Below are 22,146 nucleotides of genomic sequence, written 5' to 3' on the forward strand. Positions count from 1 at the left end.
AGACTAATTGAAGAAATGAAAATTATTATGAAAAAATCTATACTATTATTTGTTGGTTTAATCTTAATGCTGGGAGCAAAAGCCCAGTTTCCAATGGGAGGGACATCAGCTAAAAAGATGGTCACAGGACGGATTACCGCGATAATTCTGGATTCAGTGAGCAAAAAACCAGTCGACTATGCAACCGTATCCTTAATAAAAACTAAAGACAATAAGTCCGTAAACGGGGCAGTAACTGATGAGCGTGGAAAATTGAGCCTATCAAATATCAGCCCTGAGGAATATAAACTGTCTGTTGGTTTTATGGGCTATAAAACCAAAGTAATTGTGGTGAAAACCACGCCTGAGAAACCGGATTTAAATGCGGGAACAATTTATCTGAGCCCTACTGCCAGCAATCTGAAAGAAGTAGAAATCAGCGGACAAAAAGCCTTGATTGAAAATAAAGTGGATAAACTGGTTTATAATGCAGAACAGGATATTACCAATGCAGGTGGAGATGCCACCGATGTAATGCGTAAGGTACCGATGTTGTCTGTTGATGTAAACGGAAATCTGCAGATGAGGGGAAGTGCGGTGCGGGTATTGATCAATGGAAAACCTTCCGGAACGATGGCAAACAGTGTTGCTGATGCTTTAAAAATGATCCCTGCAGAGCAAATAAAAAGTGTGGAAGTAATCACCAGCCCCTCGGCAAAATATGATGCTGAAGGTTCAGGTGGGATTGTCAATATCATCACAAAAAAGAAATCTGCCGAAGGAACCAGCGGAAGTGTAAATGCTTCAGTAGGTACCCGCTCAAACAACGGGGCTTTTAATTTAAATGCCAAAACAGGACGTTTGTCCTTAACCGGTAGCCTGGGGGTAAATCACGCTTATCCTCAAAATTCAAAAGTGGTGTCTTCAAATATATTGACGAAAAAAACCGGGGAAATCACCAGCGTATTGCAGGATGGATATTCTAAATGGTCGAGAGTAGGTTACAACGGTAGTGCCGGACTCGACTATGATTTCAATAATTACCATAACATCAGCACCAATGTGAAAATTAACAGGTTTTCTAATGGCGGTCCGGGTAGTTCAGACGTGACGACGAATGGTGCCGTTCTTCGGAATATTCGCGACATGGATATGGGATTCAACAATATAGACTGGAGTGTGGATTACCGCAAAACAAGTAAAAAAGAAGGAGAAGAATTTAGCGTTTCCGCACAATTATCTGCGGGAAGAAACACCAGTGATTTTTCTAACCGGACTATCGCTGAGCTGCCTGAACCATTTGACGTAACAGAATTGGGGTCAAATACAGGAAAAAATAATGAATATACAGTGCAGTCTGATTACGTTTACCCTTTCAGTAAAACAACAACTTTGGAAACAGGCTTAAAAGGGATTTTTAGAAACATCATCAGTAATTATGGTAATGCATCACAGGATTTTGATTACGATCAGAATGTTGGATCTGCTTATGGTGTGCTGGGCTTTAAGCTGACTAAAAAGATTACTGCCAAAGCAGGCCTTAGAACAGAATATACCAAGATAAATGGATTGTCTGGCAATGGAGCAAAATTCAATAATGACTATTTTAACCTATTCCCAAGCTTGATCCTTTCTCAATCATTAAAAGGCGCAAGTACGATTAAGGTGAGTTATAACCGAAGAATTCAACGCCCGAGTTTGTTCTATTTAAACCCCTTTGAAAATAAAAGCGATCAGTTTAATATCATGAGGGGTAATCCTGATCTGAATCCGGAGTTGAGTGATAATATAGAGATGGGGTACTCCACTTTTATCAAAGGATCTGTGATTAACGCTTCCGTATTCTATCGTTCCACTAAGGATGTGATTGAAAGTGTTGTTACTCCTCTCCCTGTTCCTTCTGGAGCACCTCAGGCCTTCCTGACCAGTTATACCAACGTAGGAAGAAGCGAATCTTATGGTATGAACCTTTTTGGAAGTTATAATCCTAAACCAAAATGGACCTTAATGGCAAATATTGGTTTAAATACCTATAACGTGAACAACAATAGTTCTGAGAATAGTGTGAACACTGGCACATTCCTGAATTATACTGCATTTGCCCGTTCGGCTTACGCCTTCCCTGGAGGATGGAACACCGAGCTATGGGGAGTGATCAACTCTCCCCGTCGTACATTCCAGGGTAAAACTGATGCAATGTACTTTTACGGTGGGGCAGTGAAGAAAGAAATCTGGAAGAAAAAAGCAACGATAGGTCTGAATGTATTGAATCCTTTTAGTCGTGACCTGGTGATCAATACTGTAAATAACGGAACAAATGCAAAAGATGGTTCCAGCTATGAGCAAAAGACGAATATCCATTATCCTTTGCGTTCATTTGGAATCAACCTGAGCTATAACTTCGGTAAATTGAAATTCACCCAACCTAAAAAAGGTGTCAAAAATGACGATTTAAAGAAAGAAGACCAGGGAGGAATGGGAGGTGTTCAGAATTAGATTCTGACCTCAACGATACCTGATTAATAACAGCCCTTTCCGGACAGCCCGGAAAGGGCTGTTTTATTTTTTCCTGACTGTTTTCAGAATCATCAGGTTTAAAGGATTCAGTGGATATCCACTGATGTTGTTTTGAGTCATAACGATAGACTGGTCATAGAGTATCGGAACGATATTCGCATATTCTATCACCATTCTATCCATTTGTTGGTTAAGAAGGAAGCGCTTTTTTGGATCGTTTTCATAATAGCTGCTTTCAAAAAGACGATCAAAATCTTTATTGAAGTATCCGGTATAGTTGGGGCCATCCGGGACTTTGTTTTTGGAATAAAACATGGCCAGGTAATTTTCAGCGTCCCCATAGTCGGCGATCCAGGAACCTCTGAAAAAATTTACCGCATTTTTTGACATCATATCTCTTAAGCTTGCATTCGGGCTCACATCAACCTTTACCTTTATCCCTACGGCATTCAGCTCCCCCTGAATAAATTCCATCAGGTCTTTGTAAGTGGTAGAGGTACTGAGGGTAACTTGTGGCATACCTTTTCCATTTGGGAAGCCAGCCTCAGCCAGTAACCTGGCCGCCTTCTCCGGATTATAATGATATCCCTTTACCGCAGTGCTGTCAAATCCAGGCATGCCCTGGGGAATAAAACCTGAAGTTGCCGGGATTCCAATACTGTTCCTCAGGTATTTAATTAGTTTTGGCTTGTCGATGGCGTAGTTAATTGCCTGACGTACTTTCTTATATTTTAATGGCGAATTTTTGGCGATAGATTTAGAAGTGTCAACCAGAAAACCTGCATATTCCGTACAAAGATAAGCGCCTTTCCGAAGTTTGAATTTGCCCTTGTATTTGCTGGTCATGTTCCCGCTTTTAGTTAAAATATCATCGCGGTAACTGCCGTCAACTTTATCGAAAAAATCAAGCTCTTTTTTGATAAAGTTCATAAAGGCACTCTGCTTGTCGCTAATAAAAGTGACCTTCACCGCATCCAGGTAGGGTAAAGGCTGGCCATTCTCTTTCTCCCAGTATTTTTCATTTTTTACCATGACAAGAATTTCATCTTCTTTCCAATACTTGAATTTGAAAGGACCCGTTCCTATTGGATGACTTCGGAAATCTTTGCCATAATGCTCAACTACTTCATTCGGAACTACAGAACAGTACTGTGCAGTCAGTAAGCTGAGGAAGGGCGGAAAAGGTTTAATGAGTTTGATTTGAAAGGTGCTGTCATTTATAGCGACAAAATTATGGATATCCTTTACTTTATCACTAAAGATCCAGCTTCCTGATGAGGCAACTTTAGGGTCTATTAAACGGTTAAAACTATATACAAAATCAGAAGCGATTACCTTTCTCCCTTTTCCATCCGGGAAAATTGGGTCATCATGGAAATAAACATCAGCCCTGAGGTTAAAAGTATAACTCAACCCGTCATCAGATATTTTCCAGCTTTTTGCAATGCAGGGCAGTGTATTTAAGTTGCTGTCTATCTGCACCAGTCCGTTAAAAATCTGGTTTACCATCCAGAGCGCATTCTGGTTCCTGGCAAAGGCGGGATCCAGAGAGGTCAGGTTCTGATCAAGGTTCATATTAAACACCTTTTTCTCTTTATCAGAAGTGCCATGTGTACAAGCCGCAATGCCCAGAAGGAATAATCCGCAAAAAATATGTGTGATAATACGATGCATCAGTGTAGGAATACTAATTTTGCACAAAGTAATAAATAATTCAATATGTCTTTTTTAAATGCGGTTATAAATAAACTGGAGGATGAAGTGCTAAGTGAAGAACTTCAGGAACGTGTAGATCTGATCCAGCATAAAATAAAATTTATGGAACAGGTAACTGTCGCCTGTCTGGATACCGAAAATCATTTAAACTTTGATTTGGAAGGCATTATTAACGACGCAGGAGGTGTTTTACAGGCCGATATCAGTCAGGCAAGAGTTTTAATTTATCTGGAAAAGGGTGCAGGTATGTTGGAAATGATGGGTATTGTGCCTTCCTTGCTGAATAAGGACTGGCCTGCAGTAGAATACAATAGGGTATACCTTTTGGATGATCAGGCTGCGGAAGCCAGCGATGCTTCTGCCATGGTGGCTTTATTGGAGGATATCGCCGAAATGTTATATCCTGGATATTTCATTTTCGGAAATGAAGGTAAAAACTGGAGTAGTTTTGGAGTGTAAAACTTTTTAAAAAGCAATGAATTTATCCATTTGCTGATTGCTGAACTTTAAAGTATCTTCTTTAAAAAAATCATCCTGCTCATTCAATTCCGTTTTAATAGCGGAAACATGAATTCTTAAAGGAAGAACATTTAAATGGAGGTAACTGCAAACTCCACCAAAATGATCAATGCCTCTGATGTTGCCGTATTTCCCTGAAGATATACCCACTAAGGCAGCCTTTTTATCGTAAAAACTATCTGGAAACTGGCAGGCATCAATAAAAGTTTTCAGTACCCCTGGAAAACTGCCATTGTACTCGGGGATGACGAATAGAAATTTGCTGGTTTTGATCATCAACTCCTGAACCGGTTCAAATTCAGGGCTTCTTTTTCCATATAAATCCGATGAAATCAGGCTGTCCGGTAACTGCTCTAAACTAAATATATTTGCTTGTAATCCTTTTTCTGCTAGTGCTTTCTGGTAATATTTTGCTACTTTCAGCGTATTACTTCCAGGTCTGTTTGTTCCTGATATGATAGTTACCATGTAAAAATTGTTAATAAGATGTGTAAAACACTTCTGACCTATATGCCGTATGTGTCAAATTGTTTGTATCTTAGCTAATCATTAAAATGTGCCTAAATCAATACAAAAATAGCATTTTTTATAGACTTAAATCAAGTAAACAGCAAGCCTTCAGTAAATAATTGGTAATTATTAAAAAGATAAATGAGTAAAATTATTGCATTGGCAAATCAAAAAGGTGGTGTAGGTAAAACTACTTCATCTATAAACTTAGCCGCAAGTTTAGCCGTACTGGAATACAGAACTTTATTGGTTGACGCAGATCCTCAGGCAAACTCTACCTCTGGTATTGGCTTTGATCCAAGAAGTATAAAAAATAGCATCTACGAGTGTATCATCAATGATATCGAACCAATGGATGCGATACAGAAAACAGAAACCCCTAATTTAGATCTTTTGCCTGCACACATCGACCTGGTTGGTGCGGAGATTGAAATGATCAACCTGAACAACAGGGAGTATAAAATGAAGGCCGTTCTGGAGAAAATCAAGGATCAGTATGATTTTATCATTATTGACTGTTCTCCCTCTTTAGGTTTGATTACCATTAATGCACTTACTGCTGCAGATTCAGTAATTATTCCTGTTCAGTGTGAATATTTCGCCCTTGAAGGATTGGGAAAACTATTGAATACAATTAAAATTGTTCAGAACCGTTTAAATACTGAACTGGAAATCGAAGGTATTTTACTCACGATGTATGACGTCCGTTTACGTTTGTCAAATCAGGTAGTAGAAGAGGTAAGAACTCATTTCCAGGAATTGGTTTTTGAAACAATTATCCAAAGAAATACCCGCCTCAGCGAGGCACCTAGTTATGGTATATCTGTTATTATGCATGATGCAAATTGTAAAGGAGCGATCAACTATCTGAACCTGGCACGGGAAATCGTCCGCAAAAACGGATTGGTAAATGAAGTGCAGGATGTAAATACAGCAATTATATAAAATTATTTTAATGACATCTTTTCAGCGAAAAACAGGTTTAGGTAAAGGGTTAAGTGCGCTTTTAGATGACAGCGACTCGGTTAATCCGCCGAAAAACGGAGTAAACCCTGTCAGCGAAACCAGGCAGGAAACCAGCAATAACAGTGCTATTGGAAATATCAGGATCTCTGATATCGATACGAATCCTTTCCAGCCGCGTACTGAGTTTGATCAGGTTGCTTTAATTGAACTTTCTGAATCAATCAAAGTTCAGGGACTGATCCAGCCCATTACAGTTCGAAAACAAAGCGGAAACAGATATCAGCTGATTTCAGGTGAACGAAGACTAAGGGCCTCCAAATTGGCAGGCCTGACCGAAATTCCTGCATATGTACGTAGTGCCAATGACCAGCAAATGCTGGAGATGGCGCTTATCGAAAATATCCAGCGTGAAAATCTGAATGCAATTGAGGTAGCCCTTAGCTTTCAGAGGATGATGGAGGAATGTAACCTCAAACAAGAGCAATTGGGTGAACGTGTAGGTAAAAACCGGTCTACGGTAACCAATTATCTTCGTTTGCTGAAATTACCACCGGTGATTCAGATTTCCATCAGGGATCAGAAGATCTCTATGGGCCATGCACGCGCATTAATCAACGTTGAAGAGGTGGATAAACAACTTTTTATCCATCAGGAGATTATTGATAAAGGTCTTTCGGTAAGAAAAGTTGAAGAACTGGTAAGAAGCATTAACAGTGTTGAGGTAAAATCCAAGTTTCAAAGGCAGCCAAAAGGGGTGTCTTTTGAATATCAGAAATTACAAAAGGACCTGGCCTCTAAATTTGCAACTAAAGTGAAACTCAAAGTAGGGCAGAACGGTAAGGGAGCAATTGAAATTCCTTTTATGTCTGAAGATGACCTCAGCAGGATTTTAGAATTATTGGATTGGTAATGTCGAAAATTTTTCTGCTGTCGGTCTTTTTATTTTTTGCTTCTTTCGCAGCGAGATCACAAGAAGTATTGGTCAATAAAAAAGACAGCACGGCCTTAACTCCGGTTGCAAAAAAAGTAGATACTTTAAAACCTAAATATGTAAACCCTGGTAAGATAGCCGGACGTCGCGCAATGATCCGCTCTGCAATGTTGCCTGGTCTGGGGCAGATCAGAAACGGATTTACCTTTTATAGAGGATTAAAAGTAGCCGGAATCTATACCGGAGCGACCTTACTCACCCTTTCCTTCATTGATAACAATAAGAACTACCATATTTTTCTGGATGAACTTCTGGCACGTCAGAATAATGGTGGGAAACCCGTTAACCCACGTTACGCCAGTGTCAGCGATCAGGGTTTGATTACCGCAAAAGATACTTTTAAACGAAACAAAGAGGTTATCATCTTCTCTTATGTTGGGTTGTATCTTTTAAATATTGTAGAAGCTTACATCGATGCAAGATTGAAATATTTTGATGTGGGAGATGTTGCGGTTAAATTTTCTCCGACAGTGATCAACATGAACACCAATTCCATGTATGGTTTGAGTACACCTGCAGCGGGATTGAAGCTTAGTCTTAGTTTTTAAGGCAAGATAAAATAACGACTAGAATACAAATAGAAGCAACGATGAAACCTTCATAATTCATGAAAGCTTCATCACCTTTAAATACAAATAGAAGCAACGATGAAAATAGCACTATTGGGTTATGGTAAAATGGGTCAGATTATTGAACGTTTTGCACTTGAAAGAGGCCACGAAGTGGTCTTAAAAATTAGCGTAGATAATCTAGACGATCTGAATAAATCTAATTTATCTAAAGCAGATGTTGCAATAGATTTTAGTGCTCCAGATGCTGCAATAGGCAACATTTATGCGTGTTTTGAAGCGAATCTTCCAATAGTTGTCGGCACTACAGGCTGGTATGGCCAACTTCAGGGAGTAAAAAATGAATGTTTGAGCAGTAACAATACCCTATTGTATGGATCAAACTTTAGTATAGGAGTAAATATCTTTTTCCATATCAATAAAGTATTGGCAAAATTGATGAGTAATTTCCCTGCCTATGACGTGCAGGTCGAAGAGATTCATCATACCCAAAAGCTGGATTCTCCAAGTGGAACCGCAATGACCATCGCAGAAGGAATCATTGAAGAGCTGGACGGTAAAACGGAATGGGTAAATGAGCTGGTAGGAACTCCTTTTGAGGATGTCATTAAAAAAGAACAGGTGTTGATTGAATCACACAGAATTGAAAATGTCCCTGGAACGCATACTGTAGTATATAGTTCTGAGGTGGATGACATTGAATTGAAACATACCGCACACAGTCGTGCAGGTTTTGCTTTAGGTGCTATAGTTGCAGCGGAGTGGTTGCAAAATAAACAAGGCTTTTATAACATAGCCGATATATTTAATTTTAAATAAAGAAGTATGAATTGGAAATTCTGGCAAAAGAACAAAGATGCCAAGCCAAGAAAGAAAAAAACTAAAAGCCGTGAATGGTTTGACGCCATCTTATTTGCGGTAATAGCTGCTACTATTATCAGGGTATTTTTTATTGAAGCTTATACCATACCTACCGCTTCCATGGAAAGGTCATTACTAGTCGGTGATTTTTTGTTTGTAAGTAAAGTAAATTATGGCGCAAGAATTCCTATGACACCGATTGCATTTCCTTTTGCACACCATACCATGCCTGTTACCGGTACTAAAGCATATTGGGATGGAGTTCAGTGGAAATACCGCAGGTTGCCTGGTTTATCAGATATTAAAAGAAATGACGTAGTAGTATTTAATTATCCTCAGGGAGATACGGTGGCCCTGGAATATCAGGATCAGGATTATTATCAACTGGTAAGATCTCTGGGCTGGAAGCAGGTAAACAGTCAGTTTACAATAGTTACCCGCCCTGTAGATAAAAGAGAGAATTACATTAAACGATGTATAGGAATTGCCGGTGATACGGTTAGTATGAAAAACGGATTGGTTTATCTCAATGGAAAACCAGAGAAGTTGAAGAATACGGGCCAGATCGGTTATGAAGTTGTATTTAAGAGTCAGGATGTGAATTTTGGCGTTTTTGAGACGTTGGGCTTTAATGTTTCAGAAGATATTGCTCCAATGAGTCAGACTTCTTATCAGTTTACCGGTACAGAACCAATGATGGAGAAGGTGAGAAAGCTGGACTTCGTTCAGTCGGTGAAAGAGCTTACTGAAGCTGACCAGAAAAGAGATGGGGATATTTTTCCTTACGATCCGAACAGAAACTGGAACGTAGATAACTTTGGTCCGATCATTCTTCCAAAAAGAGGATGGACGGTAAAACTGGATAGTGCGACTATGCCTTTGTACGAAAGAAGCATCAGAATTTATGAAGGAAATAAAGTAGAGAAATCTGGTAAAGGCTGGTTAATTAACGGTGTGCCTGCAGATAGCTATACTTTCAAAATGAATTACTATTGGATGATGGGAGATAATCGCCATAAATCAGCGGATTCACGCTATTGGGGTTTTGTACCTGAAGATCATATCGTTGGAAAAGCATTGTTCATCTGGATGAGCTATGATACTAACGGGTCTTTCTTTAACAAAATCAGGTGGAACAGGTTACTTAAAGGAATACATTAGACCATATTTATTAGGTTAAAAGCGGGTAATGCTATGCATTACCCGCTTTTTTTTACCGGATTTTCGCTTTGAAAAATGCGTTTCTGGCTTATTATAGAGAATATATCTTATTTTTTTGTTACTTAAGTAGATCGTACTTAAAAAATAATTTAAAAAGTATGCTGTTAATTCGTAAAAATATTTTAAGTTTGAGATGACAAAACCTAAACCTTTGACCGCTAGTATCAAAAAATATCACCAGCTAAGGACAGATGTGATCAAACATCTTTACTACAGTAAGGCTTTAACACTTACTGAGTTGAGTCATCGTACGCATAAAAGCTTGCCCTTAATTACAAGTGTGGTTAATGATCTGGTAGAAGACGGGTACGTTTTGGAGCATGGTCTGGCTCCATCGACAGGAGGAAGACGTGCGCTGACCTTTCTGTTGAATAAGCAAAAGCAAAGGTATATCGTTGCCGTAGCTATGGATCAACTGGTAACTCAGGTGGTAATTTACGATTTGCTAAATCAGGTTCAAGCGAAACCTGAAATCTTAAAGCTTACCTTAAAAGACGATCCTGAAGTCACAAAAACACTGATAAATTTCTTAAAAACATATATATCCGGATCCGGTATTTCAACCGGACAAATATTGGGAGTAGGAATGGGAATGCCTGGTTTTGTAAATGCAGAACAAGGAGTAAATCATACTTTCTTTACCATAACAGGGGATGGAAATTTAACAAAATATTTAAGTAAGGAACTTGGACTACCTGTATTCATCGACAATGATTCCAGTATTATTGCATTGGCAGAATTGAAATTTGGTGCGGGAAAGGAACTTAAAGATGTTATGGTTGTCAATATCGGTTGGGGGATCGGTTTGGGAATGGTAATCAACGGTAGTTTGTTTAGAGGACATAGCGGATATGCTGGCGAATTTAGTCACATTCCCTTATCTCAAAGCAACAAACTCTGCTCTTGTGGGAAACGGGGTTGCCTGGAAGTCGATACCTCTTTACTGGTATTGGTAGAAAGGGCCAAATCTCAGATCGCTGAGGGCGTGAGTTCTAGTCTGGAACGCTTATTTGAAGAGAATAACAAATTACCTGGTGATCATTTTCTGGAAGCAGCTAAGGCGGGGGATCCCTTAGCTGTTTCTATTCTGGCTGATGCCGCTTTTCTGATTGGAAAAGGGCTGGCTACCTTAATTCACATTATTAACCCAAAGCTTATTGTCTTAAGTGGTAGAGGTGCAACTGCAGGAAAAATCCTGATGGCACCAATACAACAAGCCATTCACGAGTTTTGTATCCCCCGACTTGCGGAACATACGGATATCAAAGTCTCTGAACTGGCCAATGAATCTGGTCTTTTAGGTGCGGCGACACTCGTAGTAGAGAATTGTAACTTTAACTAAAAAATACAGAAGGATTTTAGCCTAGGGATAAGCTAAAACCTTTTAAAGATCAATGCATTACTAAAACAATTAACCTAAATTCTAACTAATTAAATTTATCGGAGATGAAACACATGTACTTAAAGTGTATGGCTGTTTTGTTATTAAGCGTAATAACAATATCGGCTTATGCGCAGCAGAAAGTTACCGGAAAGGTAACAGAAAAATCAGGGGAGCCCATCCCTGGTGTGAGTGTTACTGAAAAGGGCACAAAAAATGGCACCGCAACAGACGGCAGCGGAAGATTTTCTATCGCCGTGAAACCAGGTGCAGTTCTGACTTTTTCTTCTATTGGATTGCTAACGCAAGAGATTACTGTAGGAGCGAATGGAACTATAAATGTTACTATGGCGGATGATGCAAAAGCATTATCTGAAGTAGTGGTAACTGGTTTTGGTACAAAAACCAATACCAGGAAGATTAGTTACTCTGTGACTGAAGTAAAGGGGGAAGAACTCGCCAAGGCCAATAGTGCGAACGTCGTAAATGCTTTACAAGGGAAAGTTGCAGGAGTAATGATCAATCAGGGAGCCAGCGGGCCTCAATCTTCTTCAAGAATTAGAATCCGTGGTAATGCTTCATTAGGGGGAAATACTCAGCCATTGGTTGTGATCGACGGGGTTTTAATCGAACCGGGAACAACTGGTGCGGATTCTTGGGGTGATAATGCCGATTTTGGTAATATTATGAAGAATTTGAATGCTGATGATTACGAAAGTTTAACGGTCCTAAAAGGAGCTGCTGCTTCCGCATTATATGGTTCTAAGGCGCAAAATGGGGTGTTATTAATTGCTACAAAAAAGGGACGTAAGACTGATGGATTGGGGATTAATGTTGCACAGACTTCTTCTTTTGATCAGGCATATAAAATTGTTAATTTCCAAAATGAATATGGTGGCGGTATCTTGCCACAATTTGAGAAAGATGCAAATGGCGTTGATAAAATAGAGGACATCGCTGCAATTAATCGGGGTGGATATTCCTTCGGACCAAAATTCGATGGACATATGGTAAAAGACATGAATGGACGTATGGTTCCATGGAGTGCAAATGATCCGCTTAACTTCTTTGAAACTGGTAAATTTATAAATACAAACGTTGCGATTGAAAAGGCTGGTGAAAACAATAGCTTCCGCTTGTCTTATACCAATCTTCACAATACCAGTATTCTTCCAAACAACGCACTGAATAGAAATACTTTCGCATTTAGGGGTACTCAGAATATTTCCAGAACAATTTCTGTTGATGCGAGTGTAAATTATACCATGTCTGAATCAAAAAATCCTGGAAGACAAGGAAGTAGGAATAATCCATTGTTCGCATTTACTTATTATATGCCTCGACATGCAGACATTGATTACTATACTAAGAATTACATCAACCCTGCAGGTGGTGCGTTAAGCTCTGTTGATGCAGATATCAATGATCCTTATCGTTTGGGAAGCTGGGCTTATGCTTTTTTTGAGGACAATAGAATTCAAAAAGAAAATAACTTAATTGCCAATATTGATTTTAATATCAAATTAACGCCTTGGTTAACAGGATTGGTAAAAGCAAATACAAATGCTTATACCACTCAATATGAAAGAAAAAACAGGGGGGCGAGGATCGGTTTTGCAGGAGGAGATTATCAAATTGATCAGTCCAGCAATAAATCATACCGCGTACAGGGATTGTTGACCGGAAATCGCAAAATTACTGAAGACCTGGAAACTAATTTTGCTCTGGGGGGAGAAACCTATCGGTCAAATGTTAATAATTCTGGATATTTCAGTTCGGCATATACCAATGGAGGTTTGAATGCTCCCGGGTTATTTGCGATCTCCAATTCATTGAATCCGGCAACTACCAAATCTTATCCAAATCCTGGAAAGCGTACCGATGCGGTATATATCTATGGTGATTTTACCTGGAGAAATATGTTGACTTTGAACTATAGTGCCAGGAATGACTGGTCTTCAACGTTGACTTACAGAGATGGTTCAGGTGATCATTCTTATTTCTATCCTAGCGTGGGTATGGCATGGACTTTCACCGAATTACCTTTGTTTAAGGGAGAGAATTCTATCTTATCTTTTGGTAAATTAAGAGCGGCATATTCTTATACCGGTCTGGATGCAGAAGCACAATTCACGAATAAAGCAGGATATTATAACCTAAACGGAACTTTCAATAATGCATCTGGTGGTAATCAATCCATATTTGGTTTCTCAGATAGAATTTTGAAAAATCCAGATCTTAAGAATCAGTTAACTAAGGAATTAGAGATCGGTACTGATTTAAGATTCTTTGGAGATCGCCTTGGGTTTGATGTCTCTTATTATAAAAGAAATTCAACCAATCAGATTTTAAGTCTATCTCTTCCTATGGAATCGGGAGTAACCTCACGATCGTTAAACGCCGGGAATGTGCAAAATCAAGGGGTGGAGATCTTAATGACTGCAAAACCAATCGTTACAAAAAATTTCAACTGGACTTCCAGCATTAACTTTACAAGAAATAAAAATAAGATTATCTCTCTTACTTCAGGAGTGGATACTTATGAACTGGATTATGCTTTTGGTAACGACATCGTTTCTGTTGCGAAAGTTGGTGGAGATTATGGTACGCTGGTAACGGGGTCAGCTTTCTCTTACTATCAAAAGAAAGATGCCAATGGAAATGCGATTGCCAGCCCTAGCAATGGTAAAAAGGTATTGGGAAATACAGGGTATGGAACAACAGGAGGTTATTATACCTTTGTTCGCTCTCAGGATTATAACGGAGAAAGAAAAGAATTGGGTACTATGATGGAGAAATTCCTGGCAAGTACAACTCAGCAATTCACTTATAAAGATTTTACACTTGGTTTTCAGATTGATGCTAAAGTTGGTGGTCTGATGGCTTCAGGAACACATCAATATGGTTCTGCAAATGGATCATTGGAAAACTCATTATTTGGGCGTGATGCAGCAAGTGGAGGAGTAACTTACACTGATGCTGATGGTGTTGTAAAACATGATGGAATCATACCTGATGGCGTTTTGAATGACGGACTGGTTTCAAAAGGAGTGGATCTTGGTGGTATGACCTATGCCGAAGCTGTTGATAAAGGTTTATTGCAACCAATCCCAGCTTATGCTTATTATGAAAACCTTAGTCAATGGTCTAGTGGTATTCGTGAATATTCTGTATTCGAAAACACATGGGTGGCTTTAAGAGAAGTTTCTGTTGGCTATTCTTTGCCTAAAAAACTGCTTTCAAACTTCAAAATCAATAGCCTTAGAGTAACATTGACAGGTAGAAATTTGGGTTATATATATAAAACGGCTAAGAACGGAATTAACCCTGAAGGTATCTTTAGCAATAGAGCAGGTGCATTCGCTGAGTATGGAGGCTGGCCTTATGTGAGGAGTTTAGGTTTCAATATAAAAGCGGCGTTTTAATCAAATTAAAAATATTGACATGAAAAATATAAAGAAAAACACAAAATATCTTTCACTACTATTTGTAGTTATGATATCAGGGGCGTCATGTAAGAAACAGGCCTTTGTGGATGCGAACTTGAATCCGGAAACACTTTATAGCGTTAAACCTGAGGATCAGTTTTTAAAAGCATCTACAAGTATCCCAAATGACTTTGAGTACTTTGCCGATGTATACCGTGCAGCGAATCTTTGGATGCAATATGCGACACTTAATGCAGGAAACTCTGCAAACTTTAACAATGTCGGTTCACAGTTTAATACCCGTTACGGAAACTTTTACAATAATGTAGGGTCTGCTTTGGTCGATGGCATCCGTAATATCGATGGAATGCCGGCTGATCAGAAAGGAAAATATACCCATATACGAGCCATTAGTCAGGTACTGTTGAGCTATTATGCGTTTTACACAAGTGATATCAATGGAAGTATTCCATATACTGAAGCTTTTCAAGGGCGATATGGCGGTACTTTTACACCAAAATACGATACTCAAAGTACAGTTTTTTCTACCATTGATACTCAGTTGAAAGATGCTGTTGCTGTTCTTAAATCTGGAGCTGCGGGGCAAGTAGAACTTGGTGGAAACGATCCAATGTTTAATGGAGTTGCTGCCAATTGGGCTAAAGCGGCAAATGCACTTCGTTTGAAAATCGCACTCCGTTTAATCAAGGTTGACCCTGCAAAATTAAAAGCAATTGCAACTGAAGTTCTAGCTGACAATGTACAGATGTCTGGAAACGCAGATTCCTGGATGGTTAAAGTTGGTCCAAGTTATGCTGATGCAGGCTCTAACTGGAATCCTGATAATTTCGTTGCAGGGAAACCTGTCCTTGATTTTATGAAGGCCAAACAGGATCCAAGATTGAGAATTTATTACAGAACCAATAAAAATCAACAATACTTAGGTAGTTATACAAGCCCGGATGATGCTAAACTTCCACAGCATGCGGCTCTTTATAAAGCAACGGATACACTGTCAGAATTGCAGCATAGATTGTTTACACCTAATTTTGATGAAAACGATGGATTTAAGTCTGGTACAGGAAAAGGATTCTTTCCCATTCTTACCTATCCTGAGTACTGTTTTATACGAGCAGATCTTGCTGCAAGAAGCATTACTTCTGATGTGGCAGAAGATTGGTATAAAAAGGGAGTTTATGCATCTGTACAGTTTTATAATGAGAGAGCAATAGATGCAAAAATCAGCTCGTATGTAGAGGTTAAATCTACCGAGATAGATAGTTATTATAATGCCGTAGGGGTGAAATTTGAGGCTGCTAAAGCAATGGAGCAAATTGCTGTTCAGGCTTATCTGGATTTCTTCAGACAGCCATTGGAAGCATGGGCATGGTGGAAGCGCACTGGATTTCCGAATACGACTTCCGTTCTGGCATGGTCACCTTTAGTCGCTAACGGTTCTGAGTTGAAACTAATTAGAAGAGCTGGTTTGACTAATTTGGCTCCTTCAAATCTTAATTACAATAACCAACAAGCAGCATTTGCGGAAATGGCTAAGAATCCTGATTTTGGACAAGGACCAAATGATCCTTTCGGCCGCGTATGGTGGGATAAAAAATAATCAATGAAAAATCATTAAATTTAAGGAACTCCGGATTACATCCGGAGTTCTTTCTATTTTCGAAGGCTATGAAATTTAATAAATCGATCGTGATGATCTTGTGGTTTGTAGGAACATTTAACATCTCAGCAACCAATGGTCCAAAAATACTATCCTGGTCTAAATTGTCTTCTTTTCATTTAATAGATAAAAGTGGAAAGGATGTTGGTCTGATCTCAGAAAAATTAACCGTATTGTTATTGCTGTCTCCCGAATGTCCATTGTGTCAGAATTACGCTCCTATAACAGCTAAGCTAAAACTTAAGTATCCGGGTGTTGCATTCTATGGAATTGTTCCCGGAGCGGCTTATAGTGCAAAAGAAGTGGCAGAGTTTAGTCAGAAATACAAAGTCAATTTTCCGGTTTTAATAGATAAAAATCATTTGCTGACCAAATACATTAAAGGTACTACAACACCCGAGGTTCTGGTCATTAATCGAATAGGAGCAATCACTTACAGGGGATTAATTGACAATTGGGCGGTTAGCCTTGGAAAAAAAAGACAGATTATTACAGAAAATTACTTGGATGATGCTTTATCTCAACTTATGACTACAAAAACAAGTATTTATAAAGAAACCAAGCCTGTTGGATGCTTAATCAATGATTTATAACTTATTATCTAATCCAAGCAAAAAATATTTGAATGAGAAATTATTTCGTGATTAGCCTGCTGTTGTTGAGTACAGTGGTTTCAGCTCAGAAAATTACCTATTACCAACACATCGCGCCCATTATTAAGACAAAATGTGCTCCTTGCCACCGGCCTGGAGATGCGGCTCCATTTTCCCTGCTTACTTATCAGGATGTGGCCAAAAGAGCGAGTTTTATTAAAAAAGTAACGCAGGCTGGATATATGCCTCCATGGAAACCCGATAATCACTATAGGGACTTTCAAAATGACCGCTCCCTTTCAGCAAAAGAAAAGCAACTGATTGTAGATTGGGTAGATCAAAAAGCTCCAGAGGGAAAAGCAACTCGCGGACAGGAAGAAATAGCTTCTTTAAGTGCAACCGAAACAAAGTTTCATAGAAAACCTGATTATACCATCAAGATGAAAAAGCCATTCCTTGTAAAAGGGGATAATAAAGAGCGTTTCATTGTTTTTAAAATTCCTTTTGAGCAGGGACAGTTGCAAAATGTCGAAGCAATTGAATTTGAGTCCAGCAATAAAAAAATAATTCACCATGCCAACTTTGCTATCCATCCGGTAGAAGAAGGAATTGACATTAATCAGGGGGATGATTATTTGAACCTGACGGATGATGATCGTACAAAGTACGCGATGTATTTCCCATTTAAAAAATCAATGACGTATTATGGAGGCTGGATTCCAGGAACTTCTTATGAATCTTATCCAAATGATATGGGCTGGGTGATGCCAAAAAGAGGCGTGATTTTGTTAACAATCCATTATGCACCAACAGGAGTCGATATGGAAGATATCTCAGGAATTAACTTCTTCTATAAGAAGACCCCGATAAACAGAAAAGTGAGTGTGATCAGTTTGGGATCTGGTGGAATAGGAGAGAAGTCTATCGAACCTTATTTTATGATTCCTGCAGACTCAGTGAGAAAATTTAATCTTAAGATTACCACCCCTGAAGATCAATCCTTGCTATATGTCTGGCCTCATATGCATTTGTTGGGTAAAGATTTTAAAGCTTATGCTGTATCTCCACAAGGGGATACAATCAAATTGGTCTCCATTCCTTCATGGGATTTCAGATGGCAGGAGATCTATCGATTTAAGAAACTGGTCAAAATTCCAAAAGGTTCTGTGCTGACAATTGAGGGAACCTATGACAATAGAAAAGAAAATCCTAACAATCCCAATAACCCACCTAAGATGGTGTTCTCTGCAAAAGATATGAAGTCTACTGATGAAATGATGACCTTGGTGATGGTATTTCTGCCTTTTAAGGAAGGTGATGAGACCCTCTTTCTTGATGATAAATAGCCAGGGTAATTATTAAACTTGTATATCCAATTTGGATGAAAATGTATTTGGCTGATCTTTAATATCAATATAAAAATCTTATTTAATAAAATTTACTTTAAACCAGGTGTTTTATGAGAATGCCTGGTTTTTTTATGCCTAATTTTCTGATGTTTTGAGTAGGTGTGAACAAGCAGTTTTACAGACGATAATCTATGCTAATTTGTCTCAATAATTTGATTTTTAAAACAATAAAAATTAATATTTGACAATGTTTTATTTTATTTGATATGCTGATTTTCAATTTATTATATTAGATCATCTAAAATCTTCTAGGATGTGCTCAATTAATTGTTCAACCTTATTCAATATCAAGAAAAGCCCAGTCTTTTTGATTTTAAAGCTACACCTCCATTCTCACAGCCTCTTTCAGCTATTAATGTAATCTCAAATATGAAAAGAACCTACTTCTTCTTAATGGTCTTTATTGCTTACACCTCTTGTTGTCTGGGACAGACATCCCAAACCAATAAAGATTTAAAAAATGTGATCACCCCTTCTCCGAATGCTTCCGCGCTTGGGCAGTATGGAAATACTGAAATCGGATTATATACCGGTATTCCAAGTATCAATATTCCGCTTTATGAGGTTAAAGAAAAGGACATTAGCGTTCCAATAGGGTTAAATTATAATGCAGGTGGCATAAAAGTAACAGAATATGCTTCATCGAGTGGTTTGGGCTGGACCTTAAGTGCCGGAGGGGTGATTAACCGTTCTATGTATGGCCGTCCAGATGAACTCAGAAACTTCTCCGTTCCTGTACCGACACAACCTACCCCCCAGGAATTACTGTCCATCGCAAGAGATGATATAGATTATCAGCCGGATGTTTTTTATTTCAACTTTATGGGTAAATCCGGAAGATTCTACCTTGGACTGAATGATAAGATTACCATAGTTCCTTACCAAAAACTGAAAATTGCGCTCTTCAGGCCAATTGGATCCAGCAATATCATTGGATTTAAAGTGACTACAGAAGATGGAACAATTTATGAATTCAATGACTACGAGACCACTAAAAGCAGAGGCTACCAACTTAGCGGAGAAACTGATCCTGATGTGCCTGGACCTGGAACAGCTCCCGCTTCCATCAATAGTTGGTATTTGAGCAAAATAACATCTACTAATGGGGCAGTAGTGACATTAACCTATGAAAGTTATAGTCTGCAGTATGATATGCCGAGTTCCGACCAACGTTACGTCATCCTAAATCCACAACAAGCTTCCGTCTATCCTCCCAATATACTGGATGAAAACGTTCGTAATATTAGCAGATCTTTTACTGAAAATAAACGTTTAAAATTAATTTCATTTTCTAATGGACAAGTAGAATTCAGCTACGACAAAGACCGGAGGGATTTAATTGGAGATAAAATGTTGACTGGTGTCAGGATTAAATCTACGGCTGGACTACTTAGAAAAGAATATAAACTGAACCATAAGTATATGGCGAATGGTCTCTTGGTAGACTTGAATGCTGTTGAAAGCGGTTTAGAAGATAATTTCTTAAATGGGGCCAACTATTTAACTAAAAACAGGAGACTAATCCTGGACCAGGTTCAGGAGCTTGGTGCTACAGGTAGCATCAGTAAGACTTATGGTTTAACTTATGAAACCGGACTTCCCGCCAGAGACTCCAGGTCCAGAGATCATTGGGGATACTACAATAACTATACTTTTAATCAGCAGTATTACCTGGATTATGAATTATCAGGTCCTCCTAATATTTTCGCCAATTATATCATCAAAGGAAAAGGACCATTACTCAGTGCCTGTAAGGCTGGAACCCTCAAAAAAATAACTTATCCAACCGGTGGTAGTACGGAGTTTGATTATGAGTTAAACAGGGTAGCTGATTCCGGTATCATTCCTCCAACAGAAGTTCCTCAGAGCCATTCGATGAATATTGATTATTCAAACTACTCTACATTACTCTATAGTTCTTATATCGAAGGTGGTGTAAAGAGGTATTATAAAGATTTTAACATTACCAAAGAGGGGACTGCAAATGTCAATATCCAGATCACGGGTTATCAGTATCAGGAAATCAATCGCAATTCCATGAGCTTTGAAATTTATAATGCCTCGAATACGGTTGTAGTTTCCATGTTTGACATTGATGGTAATGGACAGAAAACTGTAAACCCGGTTAACGGAACGGTCGCCTATAACTATACTGTCGCTTTACCTTCCGGTGATTACAGATTAGTTTTTAAACCCATAGCGACCTTTATTGACAACAATACTTATTACAATACCTTTCACGAAATGCCTGCCGCAATAGTATCCGGCTGGTCAAATATTTTACCTGCCCAACCAGGACCAGGCTTTAGAGATGTTGGCGGATTAAGGGTGAAATCTGTGAAAGATTTTGATCCCATTAGCAATCAATACACTCAAAAAAATTACGAGTACCTGTTGCCTGATGGGAAAACATCGGGAGAACTGGTTTCAAATGTTACTCATACTTATGGTTATGCCGAAAGAAAACGTTTTGTGCACGATGATATTGAAGGAATAGTGGACTATGTCTATGCTGTATTAAATAGTGATACTAATTATCCCTTAAGCACCACCCAGGGAAGCTATGTAGGCTATTCAACGGTTACTGTTACCAGTGTAGATCCGGTAAGTCAGGTTACCAACGGAAAAAGTATTTTCAAATATACTTCTCCATCAAGTTATCCGGATTATTTTGGAGCTTTAACCGGACCGGTAAATGCTTTCCCTTATCCTCCTGCAGATAGCAGAGATTGGCAAAGGGGGTTGTTATTAGAACAAACAGACTTTGGCTTTGCGAATAATAGTTTTTATCCGGTAAAAAAGGTGAATAATGATTATTATCCAACAGTCTTTATGGATAATGTTGCTGGATTAACAGTTAAATATGTCCTGAGGGTATTTGCAAACGCGGGATTTGAACTAACGGAGAACCTGTATCAATATTCTGTTTATAATTTCAAATCCGGTTATCAACCATTAAAAACAACAGTTGAAAAGAACTTTTTCAATAACGATTCTACCAGTGTAATGACCAGTTATAATTATACGTCTGCTCCCGTTCATCTTTTCCCAACAGAAATTACCACGACCGGAAGTAACGAAGAGTTGTTGACTAAAATCAAATACGCTGCAGATTTTGCCAATGTTACGGCCAGTGATGCTTTATCCGCCGGCATAAAAAACCTTGGCCAGAAAAACATCTTGTCTGCTGAGATAGAGAAATCGGTGTTCAGGAAATCAGGGACAAGTACGTTGAATCTGGTTTCATCGGATTTTACAGGCTATAAACCAAGTCAAACCTTACCAGATACGGTCTATACCATTGAAAATGTTGCTCCCCTGAGTAATTTCGCTCCTGCCCTGATACAGTCGGGTGCAGTAAAGAAAGATCCCAGATATGTTCCGGTAATTTCCATGATCAGATATGATTTAAAAGGAAATCTGCTTCAGCAAAAAAAGATCAACGGAATTTCACATAGTTATCTCTGGTCTTATAATGGGTCTTTTCCTATTGCGGAAATCAAAAACGCGGATTATAGCGCCATTGAAACAGCGTTGGGAGCTCCCGCTATTCTTACTTTTACGAACTCAACACCAAGCCAGACCCAGATCGGTACTTTTCTTAACCCTTTAAAGACAGCATTGCCCAATGCAGAGATTACGCAGTACAGTTACGACCCCTTAGCAGGACTTACCAGCAGCACTGATGCGAAAGGAATGGTTACCTATTATGAGTATGATACTTTTATGCGATTGAAAACCATTAAGGATCACAACGGACATATCATTAAGAATTACCAGTATTATTATAAACCTTAAGCGCTCTCAA

At 38.8% G+C, this 22,146-nt stretch carries 15 protein-coding genes; 13 read left to right on the forward strand and 2 right to left on the reverse strand.

What is annotated here, in order from left to right; all coding sequences use genetic code 11:
* Window positions 1–27: 27 nt before the first annotated feature.
* Window positions 28–2,475, forward strand: a complete 2,448-nt coding sequence (locus BFS30_RS08525; RefSeq protein ID WP_069382355.1) for a TonB-dependent receptor domain-containing protein — start codon at window positions 28–30, stop codon at window positions 2,473–2,475.
* 63 nt (window positions 2,476–2,538) lie between these two features.
* Here BFS30_RS08525 and BFS30_RS08530 read toward each other — a convergent pair whose 3' ends face one another.
* Entirely contained in the window at window positions 2,539–4,170 is a 1,632-nt protein-coding gene (locus BFS30_RS08530) for an ABC transporter substrate-binding protein (protein ID WP_069378891.1), read from the reverse strand.
* Between the two features lie 45 nt (window positions 4,171–4,215).
* Here BFS30_RS08530 and BFS30_RS08535 point away from each other — a divergent pair, with 45 nt between their 5' ends.
* On the forward strand, window positions 4,216–4,671 hold the full coding sequence (locus tag BFS30_RS08535; RefSeq protein WP_069378892.1) for a hypothetical protein: 456 nt from the start codon (window positions 4,216–4,218) through the stop codon (window positions 4,669–4,671).
* A gap of 6 nt (window positions 4,672–4,677) precedes the next feature.
* Here BFS30_RS08535 and BFS30_RS08540 read toward each other — a convergent pair whose 3' ends face one another.
* On the reverse strand, window positions 4,678–5,199 hold the full coding sequence (locus tag BFS30_RS08540; protein ID WP_069378893.1) for an NADPH-dependent FMN reductase: 522 nt from the start codon (window positions 5,197–5,199) through the stop codon (window positions 4,678–4,680).
* A 183-nt stretch (window positions 5,200–5,382) separates the two neighbouring features.
* Here BFS30_RS08540 and BFS30_RS08545 point away from each other — a divergent pair, with 183 nt between their 5' ends.
* The 11 genes from BFS30_RS08545 (at window position 5,383) to BFS30_RS08595 (ending at window position 22,136) form a co-directional block, all read left to right on the forward strand.
* Window positions 5,383–6,186: a ParA family protein gene (locus tag BFS30_RS08545; RefSeq protein ID WP_069378894.1), complete on the forward strand. Its 804-nt coding sequence runs from the start codon at window positions 5,383–5,385 to the stop codon at window positions 6,184–6,186.
* A gap of 10 nt (window positions 6,187–6,196) precedes the next feature.
* Entirely contained in the window at window positions 6,197–7,117 is a 921-nt protein-coding gene (locus tag BFS30_RS08550; protein WP_069378895.1) for a ParB/RepB/Spo0J family partition protein, read from the forward strand.
* The gene (locus tag BFS30_RS08555) at window positions 7,117–7,746 is read left to right on the forward strand and encodes a DUF5683 domain-containing protein (RefSeq protein ID WP_069378896.1); all 630 of its coding nucleotides are present in this window, start codon (window positions 7,117–7,119) and stop codon (window positions 7,744–7,746) included. Before BFS30_RS08550 ends, BFS30_RS08555 begins: the two co-directional genes overlap by 1 nt.
* A 99-nt stretch (window positions 7,747–7,845) precedes the next feature.
* Window positions 7,846–8,586 carry a 4-hydroxy-tetrahydrodipicolinate reductase gene (gene dapB, locus BFS30_RS08560; protein ID WP_069378897.1) on the forward strand — a complete coding sequence of 247 codons (741 nt, stop codon included), beginning with the start codon at window positions 7,846–7,848 and terminating at the stop codon, window positions 8,584–8,586.
* Between the two features lie 6 nt (window positions 8,587–8,592).
* Entirely contained in the window at window positions 8,593–9,789 is a 1,197-nt protein-coding gene (gene lepB / locus BFS30_RS08565; RefSeq protein ID WP_069378898.1) for a signal peptidase I, read from the forward strand.
* A 211-nt stretch (window positions 9,790–10,000) separates the two neighbouring features.
* Window positions 10,001–11,191 carry an ROK family protein gene (locus tag BFS30_RS08570; RefSeq protein WP_237028727.1) on the forward strand — a complete coding sequence of 397 codons (1,191 nt, stop codon included), beginning with the start codon at window positions 10,001–10,003 and terminating at the stop codon, window positions 11,189–11,191.
* 104 nt (window positions 11,192–11,295) lie between these two features.
* Window positions 11,296–14,655, forward strand: a complete 3,360-nt coding sequence (locus BFS30_RS08575) for a SusC/RagA family TonB-linked outer membrane protein (protein ID WP_208603044.1) — start codon at window positions 11,296–11,298, stop codon at window positions 14,653–14,655.
* Between the two features lie 19 nt (window positions 14,656–14,674).
* A complete protein-coding gene (locus BFS30_RS08580; protein WP_069378901.1) occupies window positions 14,675–16,276 on the forward strand; it encodes a SusD/RagB family nutrient-binding outer membrane lipoprotein in 1,602 nt (533 codons plus the stop codon).
* 68 nt (window positions 16,277–16,344) lie between these two features.
* Window positions 16,345–16,929 carry a redoxin family protein gene (locus BFS30_RS08585; RefSeq protein WP_069378902.1) on the forward strand — a complete coding sequence of 195 codons (585 nt, stop codon included), beginning with the start codon at window positions 16,345–16,347 and terminating at the stop codon, window positions 16,927–16,929.
* A gap of 32 nt (window positions 16,930–16,961) precedes the next feature.
* On the forward strand, window positions 16,962–18,275 hold the full coding sequence (locus BFS30_RS08590; protein ID WP_069378903.1) for a calcium-binding protein: 1,314 nt from the start codon (window positions 16,962–16,964) through the stop codon (window positions 18,273–18,275).
* A gap of 432 nt (window positions 18,276–18,707) precedes the next feature.
* The gene (locus BFS30_RS08595) at window positions 18,708–22,136 is read left to right on the forward strand and encodes a hypothetical protein (RefSeq protein ID WP_069378904.1); all 3,429 of its coding nucleotides are present in this window, start codon (window positions 18,708–18,710) and stop codon (window positions 22,134–22,136) included.
* Window positions 22,137–22,146: the final 10 nt, after the last annotated feature.

Source organism: Pedobacter steynii, from assembly GCF_001721645.1.
Taxonomy (GTDB): Bacteria; Bacteroidota; Bacteroidia; order Sphingobacteriales; family Sphingobacteriaceae; genus Pedobacter; species Pedobacter steynii_A.